Origin of the sequence: Pseudomonas bananamidigenes, from assembly GCF_001679645.1 — a bacterium.
GTDB classification, from domain to species: domain Bacteria; phylum Pseudomonadota; class Gammaproteobacteria; order Pseudomonadales; family Pseudomonadaceae; genus Aquipseudomonas; species Aquipseudomonas bananamidigenes.
Genome location: NZ_LRUN01000058.1, coordinates 1 through 16907 on the forward strand (window position 1 = coordinate 1; position 16907 = coordinate 16907).

The following is a 16907-nucleotide window of genomic DNA, read 5'->3' on the forward strand; positions in this document are numbered from 1 at the left end:
TTTTCGCTGATTGTTCCCATGCTCTGCGTGGGAACACCCGCCCGTGACGCTCTGCGTCACCCTTCACACGCGGAACGCGGAGCGTCCCAAGATGCATTCCCACGCAGACGGTTCGACGCCTCGATGTGGGAACGATCCAAGCGCTCAGCTGCTTCTGTGCAGCTTGCGCATCAACTCCGCCTCAGCCTGGGTCAACCCGCAGGACTGAGTCAGCTCATCGACACTCGCGCCCATCCCCACCAGTTTCGCCGCCTGGGCGAATGACAGGCTCGACGGGTCGCGCTGTTCGAGCTGGGAAATCTTGTCCGGAATCGGACCGACGACCGCACGCAGCTCATGCAGGGCTTCGCCCATGCGCACGTTGCCGTTCTGGTAGTCGTCGACACGCTTGGCCAGGTCCTTGATGCGCTGATCACGCAGCGCATCGCCCTGGGCCTGCTGCGCAGCGATCACGCGCTGCGCCTTGATGTACGCCAGAAACATCGCCAGCGTGCCTGCCCAGAACAGGAACAGGACAATGACCGCTACCTCGAGAATCAATCAGATATTCTCCAGTTCCGACCATTCTTCTTCAGTCATCATCTTGTCCAGCTCGACCAGGATCAGCAACTCGTTGTTCTTGTTGCATACGCCCTGGATGAACTTGGCCGACTCTTCGTTACCGACGTTCGGTGCGGTCTCGATTTCCGACTGACGCAGGTAAACCACTTCAGCCACGCTGTCGACCATGATGCCGACCACTTGCTTGTCGGCTTCGATGATGACGATACGGGTGTTGTCGCTGATCTCGCCGCTCATCAGGCCGAAGCGCTGACGGGTGTCGATCACGGTCACCACATTGCCGCGCAGGTTGATGATGCCCAGCACATAGCTTGGCGCACCCGGAACCGGAGCGATCTCGGTGTAGCGCAGGACTTCCTGAACGCGCATCACGTTGATGCCGTAGGTTTCGTTGTCCAGCTTGAAAGTCACCCATTGCAGGATCGGATCTTCGGAACCCTTTGCCGCAGTAGCCTTGTCGTTCATACCCTAGCCCCTCGAAAAACCGCAATGGCGGTGTGTGTCTCGTGTGCCGGCATGGAATGCCGGACATGTCTGTTATGAAAGTGTCATGTCGTTTTGTGGGTCGGCTTACTGCCGGACATGTGCTTTGCCCCACCGCTGGCGATCAGCTCGGCCAGTGCGGAGACATCGAGCAAGGCGCACATGTGTTCGATCACCGTGCCCGCGAGCCATGGCCGCTGACCCCGGTGACTTCTCCATTTGATTTCATTCGGATCCAGACGCAGCGAGCGACTGACCTGATGCACCGCCAGGCCCCACTCGTAACCCTGTACCGAAATCACGTATTGCAGGCCTTGACGAAAGTCATCGCGATAGCGATCCGGCATGACCCAGCGCGCGGTGTCCAGCACCTTCAGGTTGCCGGCCTGGCTCGGCAGGATGCCGAGAAACCATTCGGGCTGGCCGAACAGCGGCGTCAGCTCATGACCGGTCAGCGAATAGATCGAGCCCAGGCACACCAGCGGCACCGCGAGGGTCAACCCGGCCACATCGAACAGCAGACATTCGAAGGCTTCCGAAGCCCAGGCCGGACGACCGTCGGTGTCCACCGGTGGCGGTGTATTGCTCGGTGGCAGATGCACTTCGACCAGCGGTGCAACCAATGCCTGTTCAACGACCGGTTCAACCGGCGCAACAACTGGCTGCACCGGCGGTTCGACCGGAGCCGGTTCGGGTTGTGCCTGAAGAAGCTGAGTTTGCAGCAGGGGCGCGAGGGTCGACACCACGCGAACCGGCTCGGGCTCCTTGATCAGAGGCGCCGCGGCTTTGGCCACCACAGCGGCGGGCGCTGCAACCGGCGCCGCAGGCCTTGCGGCTTGCTGCGCATCGCGGGCCTGCTCTTCAAGCACCGCCGCCTGGAACTCATCCAGCACCGCGGAGCTTTCAACCACCTCGACCGGCGCCTCGACTTCCTGCGGGAGCTCTTGCTCAACTTCCTGCAGCAAGCTGTCCAGATAGGACTGCACAGCCAGTTGCGGACGCGAAGTCAGTTTGATCGGCCGATTCATGCTCAGGCCACCTGCGCAACGAGCTGCTGCGCCAGCAGATGCTTGAGCAACGCGCGGTAAGCCAGCACGCCACGGCTCTTGCCGTCGAATTGCGAAGGCGTGACGCCGGCACGGCTGGCGTCGCGCAGACGGGTATCGACCGGGATGTAACCCTGCCAGATCTCGTCGGGGAATTTGTCACGCAGCACGCGCAAGGTACCCATCGATGCCTGGGTGCGGCGATCGAACAGGGTCGGCACGATGTTGAACGGCAACGCCTGTTTGCGCGAGCGGTTGATCATCGCCAGGGTGTTGACCATCCGTTCCAGGCCTTTGACGGCCAGGTGTTCGGTCTGCACCGGGATCACCAGTTGCTGACTGGCGGCCAGGGCATTGACCATCAGCACACCGAGCAATGGCGGGCTGTCGATGATCGCGTAATCGAAGTCCTGCCACAGTTGCGCCAGACTCTTGGCGATCACCAGGCCCAGACCACTTTGTCCCGGCGACTGGCGCTCGAGGGTGGCCAGCGCGGTGCTCGACGGCAGCAGGGAAATGCGTTCGTCACTGGTGGACAGCAGCAACTGGCCCGGCAGGCCTTGCGGCACACCGCCCTTGTGCAGGAACAGGTCATAGTTGCTGTGTTCCAGGCTGTCGGGGTCGTAACCGAAATAGCTGGTCATCGAGCCGTGCGGATCGAGATCGACCACGACCACGCGCTTGCCCGCCTCCGCCAGCAAACCGGCTAAAGCGATGGAAGTAGTGGTTTTACCAACACCACCCTTTTGATTGGCGACTGCCCAGACTCTCATTCGGATCGTTCCTCCCGGCCGAGATGCTCGGCCGAGACATGGCTCAGCGTATTAATGCGGGCGACGGAGAATTGACGGCACTCTCGCGTCCCGGCGTCTTGACCGGGGTCGGTGCAGTTTGTGTGCCAGCACGCTTCAACGCGGCGTCCGGTGTTGCATTGGCGGTCCCGGTGCCTGTCAGGCTGCGGCGTACATCGAGATTGCGCGACACCACCAGCACCACGCGACGATTCTTGGCCCGGCCCTCGGCCGTGGCGTTGTTGGCCACTGGCTGGAATTCGCCATAGCCCACCGAGGCCATGCGACCAGGGTTCACGCCCTGCATCGCCAGCATGCGCACGATGCTCGCCGAACGCGCCGAAGACAGCTCCCAGTTGGTCGGGTACTGAGCGGTGCGAATCGGCTGGTCGTCGGTGAAGCCTTCGACGTGGATCGGGTTATCGAACGGTTTGAGGATCGCCGCGACCTTGTCGATGATGTTGAACGCGATGTCGCTTGGCATGGCATCGCCGCTGCCGAACAACAGGCTGGAGTTGAGTTCGATCTCGACCCACAGCTCGTTGCCGCGCACGGTCATCTGGTTGCTCGCGATCAGGTCGCCGAACGCGGCGCTGATATCGTCGGCGATGCTTTTGAGCGGATCGCTGGCCCCGGCGATGCCGGCATCGACCTGCTCGCTGTCCTTGACCAGCGGCTTGGCCGGGGTCACGGTCTTGGGTCGCTCCTCACCGATCGGGATCGGCTTGAGCGCGCGGTCGGAGTCGGTGAAGACCCCGATCAGCGCTTCGGAAATGATCTTGTACTTGCCTTCGTTGATCGACGAGATGGAGTACATCACCACGAAGAAAGCGAACAACAGTGTGATGAAGTCTGCGTAAGACACGAGCCAGCGCTCGTGATTGACGTGTTCTTCATGCTGGCGACGACGGGCCATGAGGCTATTCCCTTAATCCATGAAGCCTTGCAGCTTCAACTCGATGGAGCGTGGGTTTTCACCTTCGGCGATCGACAGAATGCCTTCCAACAACATTTCGCGATAACGCGACTGCCGCAACGCGATTGACTTGAGCTTCGCAGCGATCGGCAGCAACACCAGGTTGGCACTGGCCACACCGTAGATGGTGGCGACGAATGCCACGGCGATGCCGTTGCCCAGTTGCGATGGATCGGCCAGGTTGCCCATCACATGGATCAGGCCCATGACCGCACCGATGATACCGATGGTCGGCGCGTAGCCGCCCATGCTTTCGAAGACCTTGGCCGCTTCGACGTCGCGGGCTTCCTGGGTGTAGAAATCCACTTCAAGGATGCTGCGGATGGCTTCCGGTTCGGCGCCGTCGACCAGCAGCTGCAGGCCTTTGCGCGAGTAGGCATCCGGCTCGGCATCCGCCACGCCTTCCAGGCCCAGCAGGCCTTCCTTGCGCGCGGTGAGGCTCCAGTTGACCACCCGATCGATACCGCCGGCCAGATCGACATGGGGCGGGAAAAAGATCCACGCCAGAATCTGCATGGCACGCTTGAACGCGCTCATCGGCGATTGCAGCAAGGCGGCACCGATGGTCCCGCCCAGCACGATCAGCGCCGCCGGACCGTTGGCCAGCGCGCCGAGGTGACCACCTTCAAGGAAGTTGCCGCCGATGATGGCGACGAACGCCATGATGATCCCGATAAGGCTCAGAACATCCATCAGATACACGCCTCGACGATGTGCCTGCCGATATCGTCCAGGCCGTACACCGCATCCGCGAGGTCAGCCTTGACGATGGCCATCGGCATGCCATAGATCACGCAGCTGGCTTCATCCTGGGCCCAGACGGTACTGCCACCCTGCTTGAGCAGGCGCGCGCCTTCACGGCCATCGGCGCCCATGCCGGTCAGCACAACCGCCAGAACTTTGTCACTGTAGGATTTGGCTGCGGAGCCGAACGTGATGTCCACGCAAGGCTTGTAGTTCAGACGCTCGTCACCCGGCAGGATCTTCACCGCGCCACGGCCATCGACCATCAGCTGTTTGCCACCCGGGGCCAGCAGTGCCAGGCCCGGACGCAGAATGTCGCCGTCCTCGGCTTCCTTGACGCTGATGCGGCAAAGCTTGTCCAGACGCTCGGCGAACGCCTTGGTGAAAGCCGCCGGCATGTGCTGGATCAGCACGATCGGCGCCGGGAAGTTGGCCGGCAACTGGGTCAGAACCCGTTGCAGGGCCACCGGGCCGCCAGTCGATGTGCCGATCGCGACGAGCTTGTAATTTTTGCGCTTCGGTGCGGGCGACGAAGCACTGGCGGCCGGAGCGCGAGCCGGTGCGGGCGCGGGTGCCGGACGGGTCGCAGCGCTGCTGTGACTGCCAAAGCCCGACGGCGCAGGAGCCGCCGGTGCCGGCGTCGGTGCGGCAGCAGGCGCCGGCGCACTGTAGGCACTGAAACGACGATTGCTGCGCGAAATGCTGTGAACCTTCTCGCACAGCAATTGCTTGACCTTCTCCGGGTTGCGGGAGATGTCTTCGAAATTCTTCGGCAGGAAATCCACCGCGCCGGCATCCAGCGCATCCAGGGTGACCCGGGCGCCTTCATGAGTCAGCGAGGAGAACATCAACACCGGAGTCGGGCAACGCTGCATGATATGTCGCACCGCCGTGATGCCATCCATCATCGGCATCTCGTAGTCCATGGTGATCACGTCCGGCTTGAGAGCCAGGGCCTGATCGATCGCCTCTTTGCCGTTGGTCGCCGTACCGACGACCTGGATGCTCGGATCCGCTGAAAGAATTTCCGAGACGCGGCGGCGGAAAAAACCCGAATCGTCCACCACCAGGACTTTGACTGCCATAAACACTCCATTAGGTGCAGCGGGACAGGCTCGCCCCGCTGCCCCGGATTCAAATACGCCGTGCGGCGTAACGCTTGAGCATGCTTGGAACATCGAGAATCAGCGCAATGCGGCCGTCACCGGTAATGGTGGCGCCGGACATGCCCGGAGTTCCCTGCAGCATCTTGCCCAATGGCTTGATGACCACTTCTTCCTGACCGACCAGTTGATCGACGACAAAGCCGATCCGCTGGGTGCCCACCGAAAGGATCACCACATGGCCTTCGCGCTGCTCTTCGTGAGCGGCCGAGCTGACCAGCCAGCGTTTGAGGTAGAACAATGGCAACGCCTTGTCCCGCACGATCACCACTTCCTGGCCGTCCACCACGTTGGTGGTCGACAGGTCGAGGTGGAAGATTTCGTTGACGTTCACCAGCGGGAACGCGAACGCCTGGTTGCCGAGCATGACCATCAGGGTCGGCATGATCGCCAGCGTCAGCGGCACCTTGATGACGATTTTCGAGCCCTGGCCCTTGGTCGAATAAATGTTGATCGAACCGTTGAGCTGGGAAATCTTGGTCTTCACCACGTCCATGCCGACACCGCGACCGGACACGTCGGAGATCTCGGTCTTGGTCGAGAAGCCCGGGGCGAAAATCAGGTTGTAGCACTCGGTATCGCTCAGACGGTCGGCTGCATCCTTGTCCATCACACCACGCTTCACGGCGATGGCGCGCAGGATGTTCGGATCCATGCCTTTACCGTCGTCGGAAATCGACAGCAGGATGTGGTCGCCTTCCTGTTCGGCCGCCAGAACGACCTTGCCGCCGCGAGGCTTGCCCGACGCTTCGCGTTCTTCCGGCGATTCGATGCCGTGGTCGACCGCGTTGCGCACCAGGTGGACCAGCGGGTCGGCCAGCGCCTCGACGAGGTTCTTGTCGAGGTCGGTCTCTTCGCCCACCAGCTCCAGGTTGATCTCTTTCTTGAGCTGACGGGCAAGGTCGCGAACCAGACGCGGGAAACGACCGAAGACTTTCTTGATCGGCTGCATCCGGGTCTTCATCACCGACGTCTGCAAGTCGGCGGTAACCACGTCGAGGTTCGACACGGCCTTCTGCATGGCCTCGTCGCCACTGTTCAGGCCCAGGCGCACCAGACGGTTACGCACCAGCACCAGCTCGCCGACCATGTTCATGATCTCGTCGAGACGCGCAGTGTCGACGCGAACGGTGGTTTCGGCTTCGCTCGCCGGTTTTTCCGGTGGCGGTGTCGCCGGGGCACGGGCCGGAGCCGGTGCGGCAGCGGCGGCCGGCTTCGGTGTTTCGGCTTTTGGTTCGGGCTTGCTTTGCGGCGCTTTCGCGGCAGGGTTCGCCGCAGCGGCCGGGGCCTTGGCAGCAGGCGCTGCCACCGCGGCGGCGTTGCCGGCAGTCACGGGCGCGCCGGTGGCAACGTCGGTGAACTTGCCTTTGCCGTGCAGCTCATCCAGCAGCGATTCGAATTCGTGATCGGTGATCAGATCGCTGCCCGCTGCAGCGGCTGCAGGCGCGGTCGATGCGGGAACCGATGCCATTGCCGACTCCAGCGCATCGACGGCAAAGTTGCCCTTGCCGTGCAGCTGATCGAGCAAGGCCTCGAATTCGTCGTCGGTAATGTCCGAGTCGTCGCCGGCTGCCGGAGCCGCCGGCGCGGCTGCAGCCGGTGCCACGGCGTCGGCTGCGAACTGGCCCTTGCCATGCAACTGGTCGAGCAGCGACTCGAATTCAGCGTCGGTGATTTCATCGCTGGCGGCTTCGTCGGAAGCCGGCGCAGCGGCAGCCGCCGGGGCCTCGGCTTCGGCCTTGACGGCGCTCAGCGAGTCCAGCAACTGTTCGAATTCGTTGTCGGTGATATCGCCCGAATCGCCAGAATCGCCTTCAACGACCAGCTCTTCGATCATCTCGGCTACCGGCGAGGCCGCAACCTCATCCGCCGATTGCGGTTCGGCCAGGCGCGCCAGCGCGGCCAGCAGTTCCGGGGTTGCAGCGGTGATCGGGCTGCGGTCGCGGACTTCGCCGAACATGCTGTTCACCGAGTCCAGCGCTTCGAGCACCACGTCCATCAGTTCTGCATCTACGCGACGCTCACCCTTGCGCAGGATGTCGAACACGTTTTCGGCGATGTGACAGCACTCCACCAGCTCGTTGAGCTGAAGGAAGCCGGCGCCCCCTTTTACAGTGTGGAAACCGCGAAAAATTGCGTTGAGCAGATCTGCGTCATCAGGGCGGCTTTCCAGCTCGACCAGTTGTTCGGACAGTTGCTCAAGAATCTCGCCGGCCTCAACCAGGAAATCCTGAAGGATCTCTTCATCGGCGCCGAAGCTCATTAATGGGGTGCTCCTACAGGTCTAAAACTCAAAATCCAAGGCTGGATAGCAAATCGTCCACATCGTCCTGACCGGACACAACGTCTTCTCGTTTATCGGCATGAATCTGCGGACCTTCACCCTGCGAGAGATGTTTTTGTGGATCTTTTTCAGCGAGCATCGCCGCACGGTCATGTTCGATGCCCGCAAAGCGATCCACCTGACTGGCCATGAGCACGAGTTTGAGCAGATTGCTTTCGACTTCGGTGACCAGTTGGGTCACACGCTTGATCACTTGACCTGTGAGATCCTGATAATCCTGGGCCAGCAGAATGTCGTTGAGGCTGCTCGACACCGCACGGTTGTCCGTGCTGCTGCGCGCCAGAAAACCGTCGACCCGACGTGCCAGTTCGCGGAACTCTTCAGCCCCGACTTCACGGCGCATGAAGCGTCCCCAGTCGGCACTCAACGCCTGGGCTTCGTCAGCCAGGCCATTGACCACCGGCGTTGCGCTTTCCACCAGATCCATGGTGCGGTTGGCTGCGGCTTCAGTCAGCTTGACCACATAGCCCAGGCGCTCGGTCGCATCAGTGATCTGCGACACCTCCTCGGCCTGCGGCATATGCGGGTCGATCTGGAAGTTGACGATTGCACTGTGCAGTTCGCGCGTGAGCTTGCCGACTTCCTGGTACAGGCCTCGGTCACGGGTCTGATTGAGCTCATGGATCAGTTGCACAGCGTCGCCGAACCGGCCTTTTTCAAGGCTTTCGACCAGTTCGACCGCATGTTTTTTCAGCGTCGACTCGAAGTCGCCCTGTGAAGATTCTTTATGCTCCATAGCTCCCCCGCGCGTCATCAGCCGATGCGTTCGAAAATCTTCTCGATTTTTTCTTTCAGCGCCTGAGCCGTGAAAGGTTTGACCACGTAGCCGTTGACCCCGGCCTGGGCGGCTTCAATGATCTGCTCGCGCTTGGCTTCAGCGGTCACCATCAGCACGGGCAGATGCTTGAGCTTTTCATCGGCGCGCACGTGGCGCAGCAGGTCGATACCGGTCATGCCGGGCATGTTCCAGTCGGTCACCAGAAAGTCGATGCTGCCGCTGTTGAGCACCGGAATGGCGGTGGTGCCATCGTCGGCTTCAACGGTGTTGGTGAACCCGAGGTCACGCAACAGGTTCTTGATGATCCGCCGCATCGTTGAGAAGTCATCAACGATGAGGATTTTCATGTCTTTGTTCAATTCGACCTCCAAGCAGTCTTAAACGCGCCCAGCACCTGGACGCGCCATTTCAATCAATCCGGCAAAGCACTCGATGACTGTCTGGAGCACAACAGAGCAAGACCGGTGCCGCTCACCACCGCACCAGCCTCGTTCGCAGTGTCCCCACACCGCCTTCAGCGCGCTCGCCACTCCCCCAAACGCCCCCGCAAACGGGCCGCGCACTGGCTGTGTAACTGGCTGACCCGCGATTCGCTGACGCCAAGGACTTCACCGATTTCCTTGAGGTTCAGTTCTTCGTCGTAGTACAGCGCCAACACCAGTCGCTCACGCTCCGGCAAATTGGCAATCGCGTCCGCCAGCGCCGCCTGGAAGCGCTCGTCTTCCAGGTCGCGCGACGGCTCAAGATGAGCACTGGCGCCATCCTCGTGCAGCCCTTCATGTTCGCCGTCCTGCAACAGGTCGTCGAAACTGAACAGTCGGCTGCCCAGGGTGTCATTCAAAATCCCGTAGTAATCGTCGAGACTCAACTGGAGTTCGGCCGCAACCTCGTGATCTTTAGCGTCACGGCCGGTTTTAGCCTCAATCGAGCGAATCGCGTCGCTGACCATGCGGGTATTGCGGTGAACCGAGCGCGGTGCCCAGTCCCCCTTGCGCACTTCATCGAGCATCGCGCCGCGGATACGGATGCCCGCGTACGTTTCGAAACTCGCACCTTTGCTGGCGTCGTATTTGGTCGAGACTTCGAGCAGACCGATCATCCCGGCCTGGATCAGGTCCTCGACCTGCACACTGGCCGGCAAGCGCGCCAGCAAGTGATAGGCGATGCGCTTGACCAATGGCGCGTAACGCTCGATCAGTTCGTACTGCGCGTCACGTGCCGACTTCTTGTAAAGATTCATACCGCTGGCGGTCATAGCACAGGTCCTGCCGTTTGCTGCACGAGGCGCTCGACGAAAAATTCGAGATGGCCGCGCGGGTTGGCGGGCAGCGGCCAGGTATCGACCTTTTGCGCGATCGCCTTGAACGCCAGTGCGCACTTGGAACGCGGGAAGGCTTCATAGACCGCACGCTGCTTCTGCACCGCCTTGCGCACGCTTTCGTCGTAAGGCACCGCACCGACGTATTGTAAGGCCACGTCAAGAAAGCGATCCGTGACCTTGGTCAACTTGGCGAACAGATTGCGACCTTCCTGCGGGCTCTGGGCCATGTTGGCCAGGACGCGGAAGCGGTTCATGCCGTAATCGCGGTTGAGCAGCTTGATCAGCGCGTAGGCGTCGGTGATCGAGGTCGGCTCGTCACACACCACCAGCAACACTTCCTGGGCTGCGCGAACAAAACTGACTACCGAGTCACCAATACCCGCAGCGGTGTCGATCACGAGCACATCGAGATTGTCGCCGATGTCGCTGAATGCCTGGATCAGACCGGCATGCTGGGCCGGGCTCAGGTGAACCATGCTCTGGGTGCCGGAAGCGGCCGGCACGATGCGGATGCCACCGGGGCCCTGCAAGAGCACGTCGCGCAGCTCGCAGCGACCCTCGATCACATCGGCCAGGGTACGTTTGGGCGTGAGGCCCAGCAGAACGTCGACGTTCGCCAGACCCAGGTCGGCGTCCAGCAGCATGACCCGACGGCCAAGTTCTGCCAGCGCCAGGGACAAGTTCACTGACACGTTAGTCTTGCCGACGCCACCCTTGCCGCCGGTCACCGCGATCACCTGTACGGGATGCATGCTGCCCATGTTATTTCTTTACCTTGTCTTGCATGGACGGAGGCCACATTACTGGCTGCGCGTTCACAACCGGAACAATGCATGGCAGACCATCTATGTAGGTACAAAAACTGTTCATTACCTCAGCCAACCTGCTTGGTCGGACTGTGGTAGATATCAGCGAACATGTCAGCCATGGCTTCTTCGCTGGGTTCTTCCTGCATTTGCACGCTGACGGCGCGGCTGACCAGTTGATGGCGGCGCGGCAGATGCAGGTCATCCGGAATCCGCGGGCCGTCGGTCAGATAGGCGACCGGCAGTTCATGACTGATTGCCAGACTCAGCACTTCGCCAAGGCTGGCCGTTTCATCCAGTTTAGTCAGGATGCACCCGGCGAGCCCGCAACGCTTGTAACTGTGATAAGCGGCGGTTAGAACCTGTTTCTGGCTGGTGGTTGCCAGCACCAGATAATTTTTTGAACGAATGCCACGACCGGCCAGGCTTTCCAGTTGCATGCGCAATGCCGGATCGCTGGCCTGCAGGCCGGCGGTATCGATCAGCACCACGCGTTTGCGCAGCAGCGGATCCAGCGCCTGCACCAGGGACTGGCCCGGGTCGACGTGAGTCACCGATACATTGAGGATGCGGCCCAGGGTTTTCAACTGTTCCTGAGCGCCGATGCGGAAACTGTCCATGCTCACCAGCGCGATGTTCTGCGCGCCGTACTTGAGTACGTAACGGGCTGCCAGTTTGGCCAGTGTGGTGGTCTTGCCCATGCCGGCCGGGCCGACCATGGCAATGATCCCGCCCTCTTCCAGCGGCTCGATTTCCGGCGTGACGATCATGCGCGCCAGGTGCGCCAGCAGCATGCGCCAGGCCTGACGAGGTTCTTCGATGTCGCTGGTCAGCGCCAGCAGGTCACGGGCCAGCGGACCGGACAGGCCGATGCGCTGCAGACGACGATACAGATTGGCCTGGGCCGGACGGCTGCCCTGCAGCTGATTCCAGGCCAGGGTGCCCAGTTGCACTTCCATCAGTTCGCGCAGGCTGTTGAGTTCGAAACGCATCGAATCCAGTGCACGCGGATCGACACCGGCAGCCACCGGCGCAGGTGCAGGCGCCGGACGTGCAGGGGCGGCGTAGGTGGGTTCGCTCAAGGGCTCGGCAGCCGTCAACGGCAGGCCGGCGGTCAATGGCAGCCCGGCGAACAGCTGGCGATTGGTGCTGCCGTCGGCTTCACCGCGCATGCTCAGCTCGGCCTGTGCGGTGACGATGCGCGACTGAGTCTTGCGCAGCTCGTCTTCGAGTTCCATGTTCGGAACCCGTGGCGCCAGCGCCGACAGTTTGTAATCCAGCGCCGCCGTCAGCTCGACACCGCCGGCAATGCGGCGGTTGCCAATGATGGCGGCATCGGCGCCCAGCTCATCACGAACCAGTTTCATGGCCTGACGCATATCGGCGGCGAAAAAACGCTTAACTTGCATAAACCACTACCTCAGCCGTTGGGCCCTACTGTCGCAACGATGGTCACTTGCTTGTTGTCCGGAATTTCCTGGTAGGCCAGCACATGCAGTCCGGGGACTGCCAGGCGGCCGAAGCGCGAGAGCATCGCGCGAACCGGGCCTGCTACCAACAGGATCACCGGCTGTCCTTGCATTTCCTGGCGCTGCGCCGCTTCGATCAGCGAACGCTGCAGCTTCTCGGCCATGCTCGGCTCCAGCAGAACGCCCTCTTCCGAGCCTTGTCCTGCCTTCTGCAAACTATTGAGCAATATTTGTTCCAACCTTGGCTCCAGCGTGATGACTGGCAGCTCGGACTCAGTCCCTACAATGCTTTGAACGATGGCACGGGATACGCCGACCCGCACGGCAGCCACCAGCGCGGCGGTATCTTGACTCTTGGCGGCGTTGTTGGCGATGGCTTCGGCGATGCTGCGGATGTCGCGCACCGGCACGTGTTCGGCCAACAGCGCCTGCAACACTTTGAGCAGTTGCGACAGCGACACCACACCCGGCACCAGCTCTTCGGCCAGTTTCGGCGAGCTCTTGGCCAGCAATTGCATGAGTTGCTGCACTTCCTCGTGGCCAATCAGCTCGCTGGAGTGCTTGTAAAGAATCTGGTTCAGGTGCGTGGCGACCACGGTACTGGCGTCCACCACGGTGTAGCCGAGCGATTGCGCCTGGGCACGCTGACTGACTTCGATCCAGACGGCCTCGAGACCGAAAGCCGGATCTTTGGCGGTAATGCCGTTGAGCGTGCCATAGACCTGTCCCGGGTTGATCGCCAGTTCGCGCTCCGGATAGATCTCGGCCTCGGCCAGAATCACCCCCATCAGGGTCAGGCGATAGGCGCTTGGCGCCAGATCGAGGTTGTCGCGGATGTGCACGGTCGGCATCAGGAAGCCCAGATCCTGCGAGAGTTTCTTGCGCACGCCCTTGATCCGCGCCAGCAACTGCCCGCCCTGGTTGCGATCCACCAGCGGAATCAGCCGATAACCGACTTCCAGGCCGATCATGTCGATCGGTGTCACATCATCCCAGCCCAGTTCCTTGGTTTCCATGGCGCGGGCCGGCGACGGCAGCAGTTCCTGCTGACGCTTGACCTCTTCCAGCGCCTGCACCTTGGCCACGTTCTGCTTTTTCCAGAACAGGTAAGCGCCACCGGCGGCCAGCGCGGCCATGGTCAGGAACGAGACATGCGGCATGCCCGGCACCAGCCCCATGATTGCCATCAGGCCGGCGGCAACCGCGAGGGCTTTCGGCGAGGCGAACATCTGGCGGTTGATCTGCTTGCCCATGTCTTCCGAACCGGAAGCACGGGTCACCATGATCGCGGCCGCTGTCGACAACAACAGTGATGGCAATTGCGCCACCAAACCGTCACCGATGGTCAGCAAGGCGTAAACCTTGCCCGCGTCGGCGAAGGACATGTTGTGCTGGAAGATACCGACCGCCATGCCGCCGATCAGGTTGATGAACAGAATCAGCAGACCGGCGATGGCGTCACCACGGACGAACTTGCTGGCACCGTCCATCGAACCGTAGAACTCTGCCTCCTGGGCGACCTCCTGGCGACGGGCCTTGGCCTGGGCCTGGTCGATCAGACCGGCGTTGAGGTCGGCGTCGATGGCCATTTGTTTGCCGGGCATCGCATCCAGGGTGAAACGCGCGCTCACCTCGGAAATACGTCCAGCACCCTTGGTCACGACGACGAAGTTGATGATCATCAAAATCGCGAAGACCACGATACCGACCACGTAGTTACCGCCGATCACCACCTCGCCGAAGGCCTGAATCACCTTACCGGCAGCGGCGTGGCCGTCCTGACCGTGGAGCATCACCACCCGGGTCGACGCCACGTTCAGCGCCAGCCGCAGCAAGGTCGCCACCAGCAGGATCGTCGGGAACACCGCAAAATCCAGCGGCCGCAAGGCGTACACGCAGACCAGCAGCACGACGATCGACAGGGCAATGTTGAAGGTGAAGAACACGTCGAGCAGGAACGGCGGCACCGGCAGCATCATCATCGCCAGCATGACCAGCAGCAACAGCGGCACACCCAGATTGCCTCGACTGAGTTCGGCAATGTTCGAGCGAGCACTGTTGATTAACTGAGAGCGATCCACCGGTTTTCCCCGTTCCTTTAAAGCAAACTTTTGACGCCCAGAGCGGACGCACGGCGGCTACTGCAAGAAGCCTTCCAACTTTTGCCGATGATTGAAACAGAGGGGTTTGAGTGTGGTTTTTCTGCTGGCCGGGATGTCGCTTTCGCGAGCAAGCTCGCTCCCACAATGGAACGCGGTCAACTGTGGGAGCGACGGTGCGACGATTCGACTTGCTCGCGAAGAGGCCCGAGAAATCAGCACACAGTGCTTTTAAACTCGGGTGTTTAAATGACACCTCCAGACACGCCTCGGAGGCTACGAATCCTTGCGCCGTTGCCTACAGCTACGCCAGAATCCGCCGGCTTGTGCGCCTTGGGGTCGGGTTCTATCGTGGATCGGTCGCTGACGAATCAGCGATCGGGTTTAGCGACTCGGTTCAATTTAAAGGTGCATCAGCGTTCCAGGCCTGGTTGTGGATCGGTATGTCTGCAATTTCGTCATGGTGGCTGTATGCGGGAGACCCTTGCGGTCTGCCGGGTGCCTTTGACCGGTTCGCTAACCTGCGTACAGCCGCCACCTTCCTGTTTAGCGACTGGATCTGGCGGCTCCACCCCAAAGGAGCTTCACCATGATCAAACCCACCCCCAACCCACCCGAAACCGACCCCGCCTCGCCCTACGAATCCCTCGACTCCAGAAAGCTTCACGAAGCCGCCGACCGCGCCCTCGATCACTATCTCTGCCCGCCCGGCTCCACGCCACCACCCCGCAAGACCCGCCGAATGTTTGCCGTTACCGCGGACTTCAAAAACGAAGAGCTGCTGGTCGAACTCTGCGAAACCCTCGCTTCGGCCAGAACCATCGCCAATGACTTCGCCCACCTCATGCCCGCCTCGCAGCGCAGGACGCTGATGGGCATCGGGCAATTGATCATGCTCGGGGAACTGGCTGCGAATCGGGTGCTGAATAATCTGGAATTGCCGGGCTAAAAAGGCAGGCAAAAACCTGTGGCGAGGGAGCTTGCTCCCGCTGGGCTGCGTAGCAGACCCAAAACCTGAGACTTCGATCTTTCAGAAATACCGCGAGCTCAGGTTTTACGACTGCTGCGCAGCCGAGCGGGAGCAAGCTCCCTCGCCACAGTGATTGCGGCAGTAGCCGAAATATCTTTGGGCAGGCATAAAAAACGCCATCCCGTTCAATCGGGGCGGCGTTTTTATCATCAGGCTCAGGAATCGCGCCGCAGATCCGGCGGGATCGGCAGGTCGTCCTTGAGCGGTTCCGGGAACTTGCCCTTGCCCGCGCGGTGCTGGCGGATCTGGTAGACGTACGCCAGCACCTGGGCGACCGCCAGATACAGGCCGCCGGGAATTTCTTCTTCCAGCTCGGTGGAGTAGTAGATCGAACGTGCCAGGGCCGGCGATTCCAGGAGCATCACCTCGTTGGCGGTGGCGATCTCGCGGATTTTCAGCGCCAGAAAGTCGGTACCCTTGGCCAGCAGCACCGGCGCCCCGCCCTTCTCCGAATCGTACTTGAGCGCCACGGCGTAGTGGGTCGGGTTGGTGATGACCACGTCGGCCTCGGGAATCGCCGCCATCATCCGCCGTTGCGACATCTCGCGCTGCACCTGACGGATCCGCTGCTTGACCTCCGGCCGGCCCTCCTGGTCCTTGTGCTCGTCGCGCACTTCCTGCTTGGTCATCTTGAGCTTCTTGATGCTCTCCCAGATCTGCACGGGAACATCGACGGCCGCGATGATGATCAACCCGCACGCCATCCACAGGGTGCTCCAGCCCACCACTTGCAGGCTGTGAATGATGGCCCGGTCCATTGGCTCATGGGCGATGCGCAACAGGTCGTCGACATCCCCGGACAACACCACCAGCGCCACGGCCAGAATGATCAGGAATTTGGCCAACGCCTTGAGCAGTTCGACCACCGACTTCATGGAGAACATGCGCTTGAGACCGGACAACGGGTTCATCCGGCTGAACTTGGGCGCCAGAGAACCCGCCGCGAACAACCAGCCGCCGAGGGCGATCGGCCCCAGAAACGCAGCCAGCAGCAACGTGATCATGATCGGCTGGATCGCCAGCAGCGCCGACAGCCCGGAGCTCATCAGGAACCTGCCCATGGCGCCCTGATCCATGACGACTTCCCGCGACAGCGTGAAGTTCACGCGCATCAGCTCCATCAGGTCCTGCGCCAGCATGCCGCCGAAAATCAGCAGCGCTCCGGAACCGGCCAGCATGATCGCCAGCGTGTTGAGTTCCTTTGAGCGGGCAATCTCGCCCTTTTCCCGGGAGTCCTTCTTGCGCTTCTCCGTGGGGTCTTCTGTCTTGTCCTGACCGCTCTCGCTCTCTGCCATG

The 16907-nt window shown here is 61.4% G+C and carries 16 protein-coding genes; 1 reads left to right on the forward strand and 15 read right to left on the reverse strand.

Annotated elements, in window-relative coordinates:
• Positions 1-144 precede the first annotated feature (144 nt).
• The 14 genes from BBF94_RS20225 to flhA form a co-directional block, all read right to left on the reverse strand.
• Entirely contained in the window at positions 145-540 is a 396-nt protein-coding gene (locus tag BBF94_RS20225) for a DUF2802 domain-containing protein (RefSeq protein ID WP_065260748.1), read from the reverse strand.
• Complete coding sequence (locus BBF94_RS20230; RefSeq protein WP_065260749.1) at positions 541-1026, reverse strand: chemotaxis protein CheW; 486 nt, start codon at positions 1024-1026, stop codon at positions 541-543.
• Between the two features lie 83 nt (positions 1027-1109).
• Positions 1110-2072, reverse strand: coding sequence for a CheW domain-containing protein (locus BBF94_RS20235; protein ID WP_065260750.1), 963 nt, complete (start codon positions 2070-2072; stop codon positions 1110-1112).
• A gap of 2 nt (positions 2073-2074) precedes the next feature.
• Complete coding sequence (locus tag BBF94_RS20240) at positions 2075-2863, reverse strand: ParA family protein (protein ID WP_065260751.1); 789 nt, start codon at positions 2861-2863, stop codon at positions 2075-2077.
• Positions 2864-2906: 43 nt separating this feature from the next.
• Positions 2907-3797 carry a flagellar motor protein MotD gene (gene motD, locus BBF94_RS20245; protein WP_065260752.1) on the reverse strand — a complete coding sequence of 297 codons (891 nt, stop codon included), beginning with the start codon at positions 3795-3797 and terminating at the stop codon, positions 2907-2909.
• Between the two features lie 12 nt (positions 3798-3809).
• The gene (locus BBF94_RS20250; RefSeq protein WP_065260753.1) at positions 3810-4550 is read right to left on the reverse strand and encodes a flagellar motor protein; all 741 of its coding nucleotides are present in this window, start codon (positions 4548-4550) and stop codon (positions 3810-3812) included.
• Positions 4550-5686, reverse strand: coding sequence for a protein-glutamate methylesterase/protein-glutamine glutaminase (locus BBF94_RS20255; RefSeq protein WP_065260754.1), 1137 nt, complete (start codon positions 5684-5686; stop codon positions 4550-4552). Before BBF94_RS20255 ends, BBF94_RS20250 begins: the two co-directional genes overlap by 1 nt.
• A gap of 49 nt (positions 5687-5735) precedes the next feature.
• Positions 5736-8027, reverse strand: a complete 2292-nt coding sequence (locus BBF94_RS20260) for a chemotaxis protein CheA (protein WP_065260755.1) — start codon at positions 8025-8027, stop codon at positions 5736-5738.
• A 28-nt stretch (positions 8028-8055) separates the two neighbouring features.
• Positions 8056-8844, reverse strand: a complete 789-nt coding sequence (locus BBF94_RS20265; protein ID WP_065260756.1) for a protein phosphatase CheZ — start codon at positions 8842-8844, stop codon at positions 8056-8058.
• Between the two features lie 17 nt (positions 8845-8861).
• A complete protein-coding gene (locus tag BBF94_RS20270; RefSeq protein WP_003183998.1) occupies positions 8862-9233 on the reverse strand; it encodes a chemotaxis response regulator CheY in 372 nt (123 codons plus the stop codon).
• A gap of 167 nt (positions 9234-9400) precedes the next feature.
• The gene (fliA, locus tag BBF94_RS20275; RefSeq protein WP_007951959.1) at positions 9401-10141 is read right to left on the reverse strand and encodes an RNA polymerase sigma factor FliA; all 741 of its coding nucleotides are present in this window, start codon (positions 10139-10141) and stop codon (positions 9401-9403) included.
• Positions 10138-10968, reverse strand: a complete 831-nt coding sequence (gene fleN, locus BBF94_RS20280; protein WP_003222917.1) for a flagellar synthesis regulator FleN — start codon at positions 10966-10968, stop codon at positions 10138-10140. The genes fliA and fleN overlap by 4 nt, the downstream gene beginning before the upstream one ends.
• Positions 10969-11081: 113 nt before the next feature.
• Positions 11082-12422, reverse strand: coding sequence for a flagellar biosynthesis protein FlhF (flhF, locus tag BBF94_RS20285; RefSeq protein ID WP_065260757.1), 1341 nt, complete (start codon positions 12420-12422; stop codon positions 11082-11084).
• Positions 12423-12433: 11 nt separating this feature from the next.
• Positions 12434-14563, reverse strand: a complete 2130-nt coding sequence (gene flhA / locus BBF94_RS20290; RefSeq protein ID WP_065260758.1) for a flagellar biosynthesis protein FlhA — start codon at positions 14561-14563, stop codon at positions 12434-12436.
• Positions 14564-15170: 607 nt separating this feature from the next.
• Here flhA and BBF94_RS20295 point away from each other — a divergent pair.
• Positions 15171-15530, forward strand: a complete 360-nt coding sequence (locus BBF94_RS20295) for a DUF6124 family protein (RefSeq protein WP_065260759.1) — start codon at positions 15171-15173, stop codon at positions 15528-15530.
• Between the two features lie 236 nt (positions 15531-15766).
• Here the strand turns inward: BBF94_RS20295 and flhB are convergent, their stop codons facing one another.
• The gene (flhB, locus tag BBF94_RS20300; protein ID WP_065260760.1) at positions 15767-16906 is read right to left on the reverse strand and encodes a flagellar biosynthesis protein FlhB; all 1140 of its coding nucleotides are present in this window, start codon (positions 16904-16906) and stop codon (positions 15767-15769) included.
• Position 16907 lies beyond the last annotated feature (1 nt).

What these genes read in the sequence shown, in the direction of transcription:
- BBF94_RS20295 (WP_065260759.1), top strand. Translation starts at nt 15,171, where the DNA reads ATGATCAAACCCACCCCCAACCCACCCGAAACCGACCCCGCCTCGCCC.
- BBF94_RS20235 (WP_065260750.1), bottom strand. Translation starts at nt 2,072, where the DNA reads ATGAATCGGCCGATCAAACTGACTTCGCGTCCGCAACTGGCTGTGCAG.
- BBF94_RS20240 (WP_065260751.1), bottom strand. Translation starts at nt 2,863, where the DNA reads ATGAGAGTCTGGGCAGTCGCCAATCAAAAGGGTGGTGTTGGTAAAACC.
- fliA (WP_007951959.1), bottom strand. Translation starts at nt 10,141, where the DNA reads ATGACCGCCAGCGGTATGAATCTTTACAAGAAGTCGGCACGTGACGCG.
- BBF94_RS20230 (WP_065260749.1), bottom strand. Translation starts at nt 1,026, where the DNA reads ATGAACGACAAGGCTACTGCGGCAAAGGGTTCCGAAGATCCGATCCTG.
- BBF94_RS20270 (WP_003183998.1), bottom strand. Translation starts at nt 9,233, where the DNA reads ATGAAAATCCTCATCGTTGATGACTTCTCAACGATGCGGCGGATCATC.
- BBF94_RS20265 (WP_065260756.1), bottom strand. Translation starts at nt 8,844, where the DNA reads ATGGAGCATAAAGAATCTTCACAGGGCGACTTCGAGTCGACGCTGAAA.
- flhF (WP_065260757.1), bottom strand. Translation starts at nt 12,422, where the DNA reads ATGCAAGTTAAGCGTTTTTTCGCCGCCGATATGCGTCAGGCCATGAAA.
- BBF94_RS20250 (WP_065260753.1), bottom strand. Translation starts at nt 4,550, where the DNA reads ATGGATGTTCTGAGCCTTATCGGGATCATCATGGCGTTCGTCGCCATC.
- BBF94_RS20260 (WP_065260755.1), bottom strand. Translation starts at nt 8,027, where the DNA reads ATGAGCTTCGGCGCCGATGAAGAGATCCTTCAGGATTTCCTGGTTGAG.
- fleN (WP_003222917.1), bottom strand. Translation starts at nt 10,968, where the DNA reads ATGGGCAGCATGCATCCCGTACAGGTGATCGCGGTGACCGGCGGCAAG.
- BBF94_RS20255 (WP_065260754.1), bottom strand. Translation starts at nt 5,686, where the DNA reads ATGGCAGTCAAAGTCCTGGTGGTGGACGATTCGGGTTTTTTCCGCCGC.
- flhB (WP_065260760.1), bottom strand. Translation starts at nt 16,906, where the DNA reads ATGGCAGAGAGCGAGAGCGGTCAGGACAAGACAGAAGACCCCACGGAG.
- motD (WP_065260752.1), bottom strand. Translation starts at nt 3,797, where the DNA reads ATGGCCCGTCGTCGCCAGCATGAAGAACACGTCAATCACGAGCGCTGG.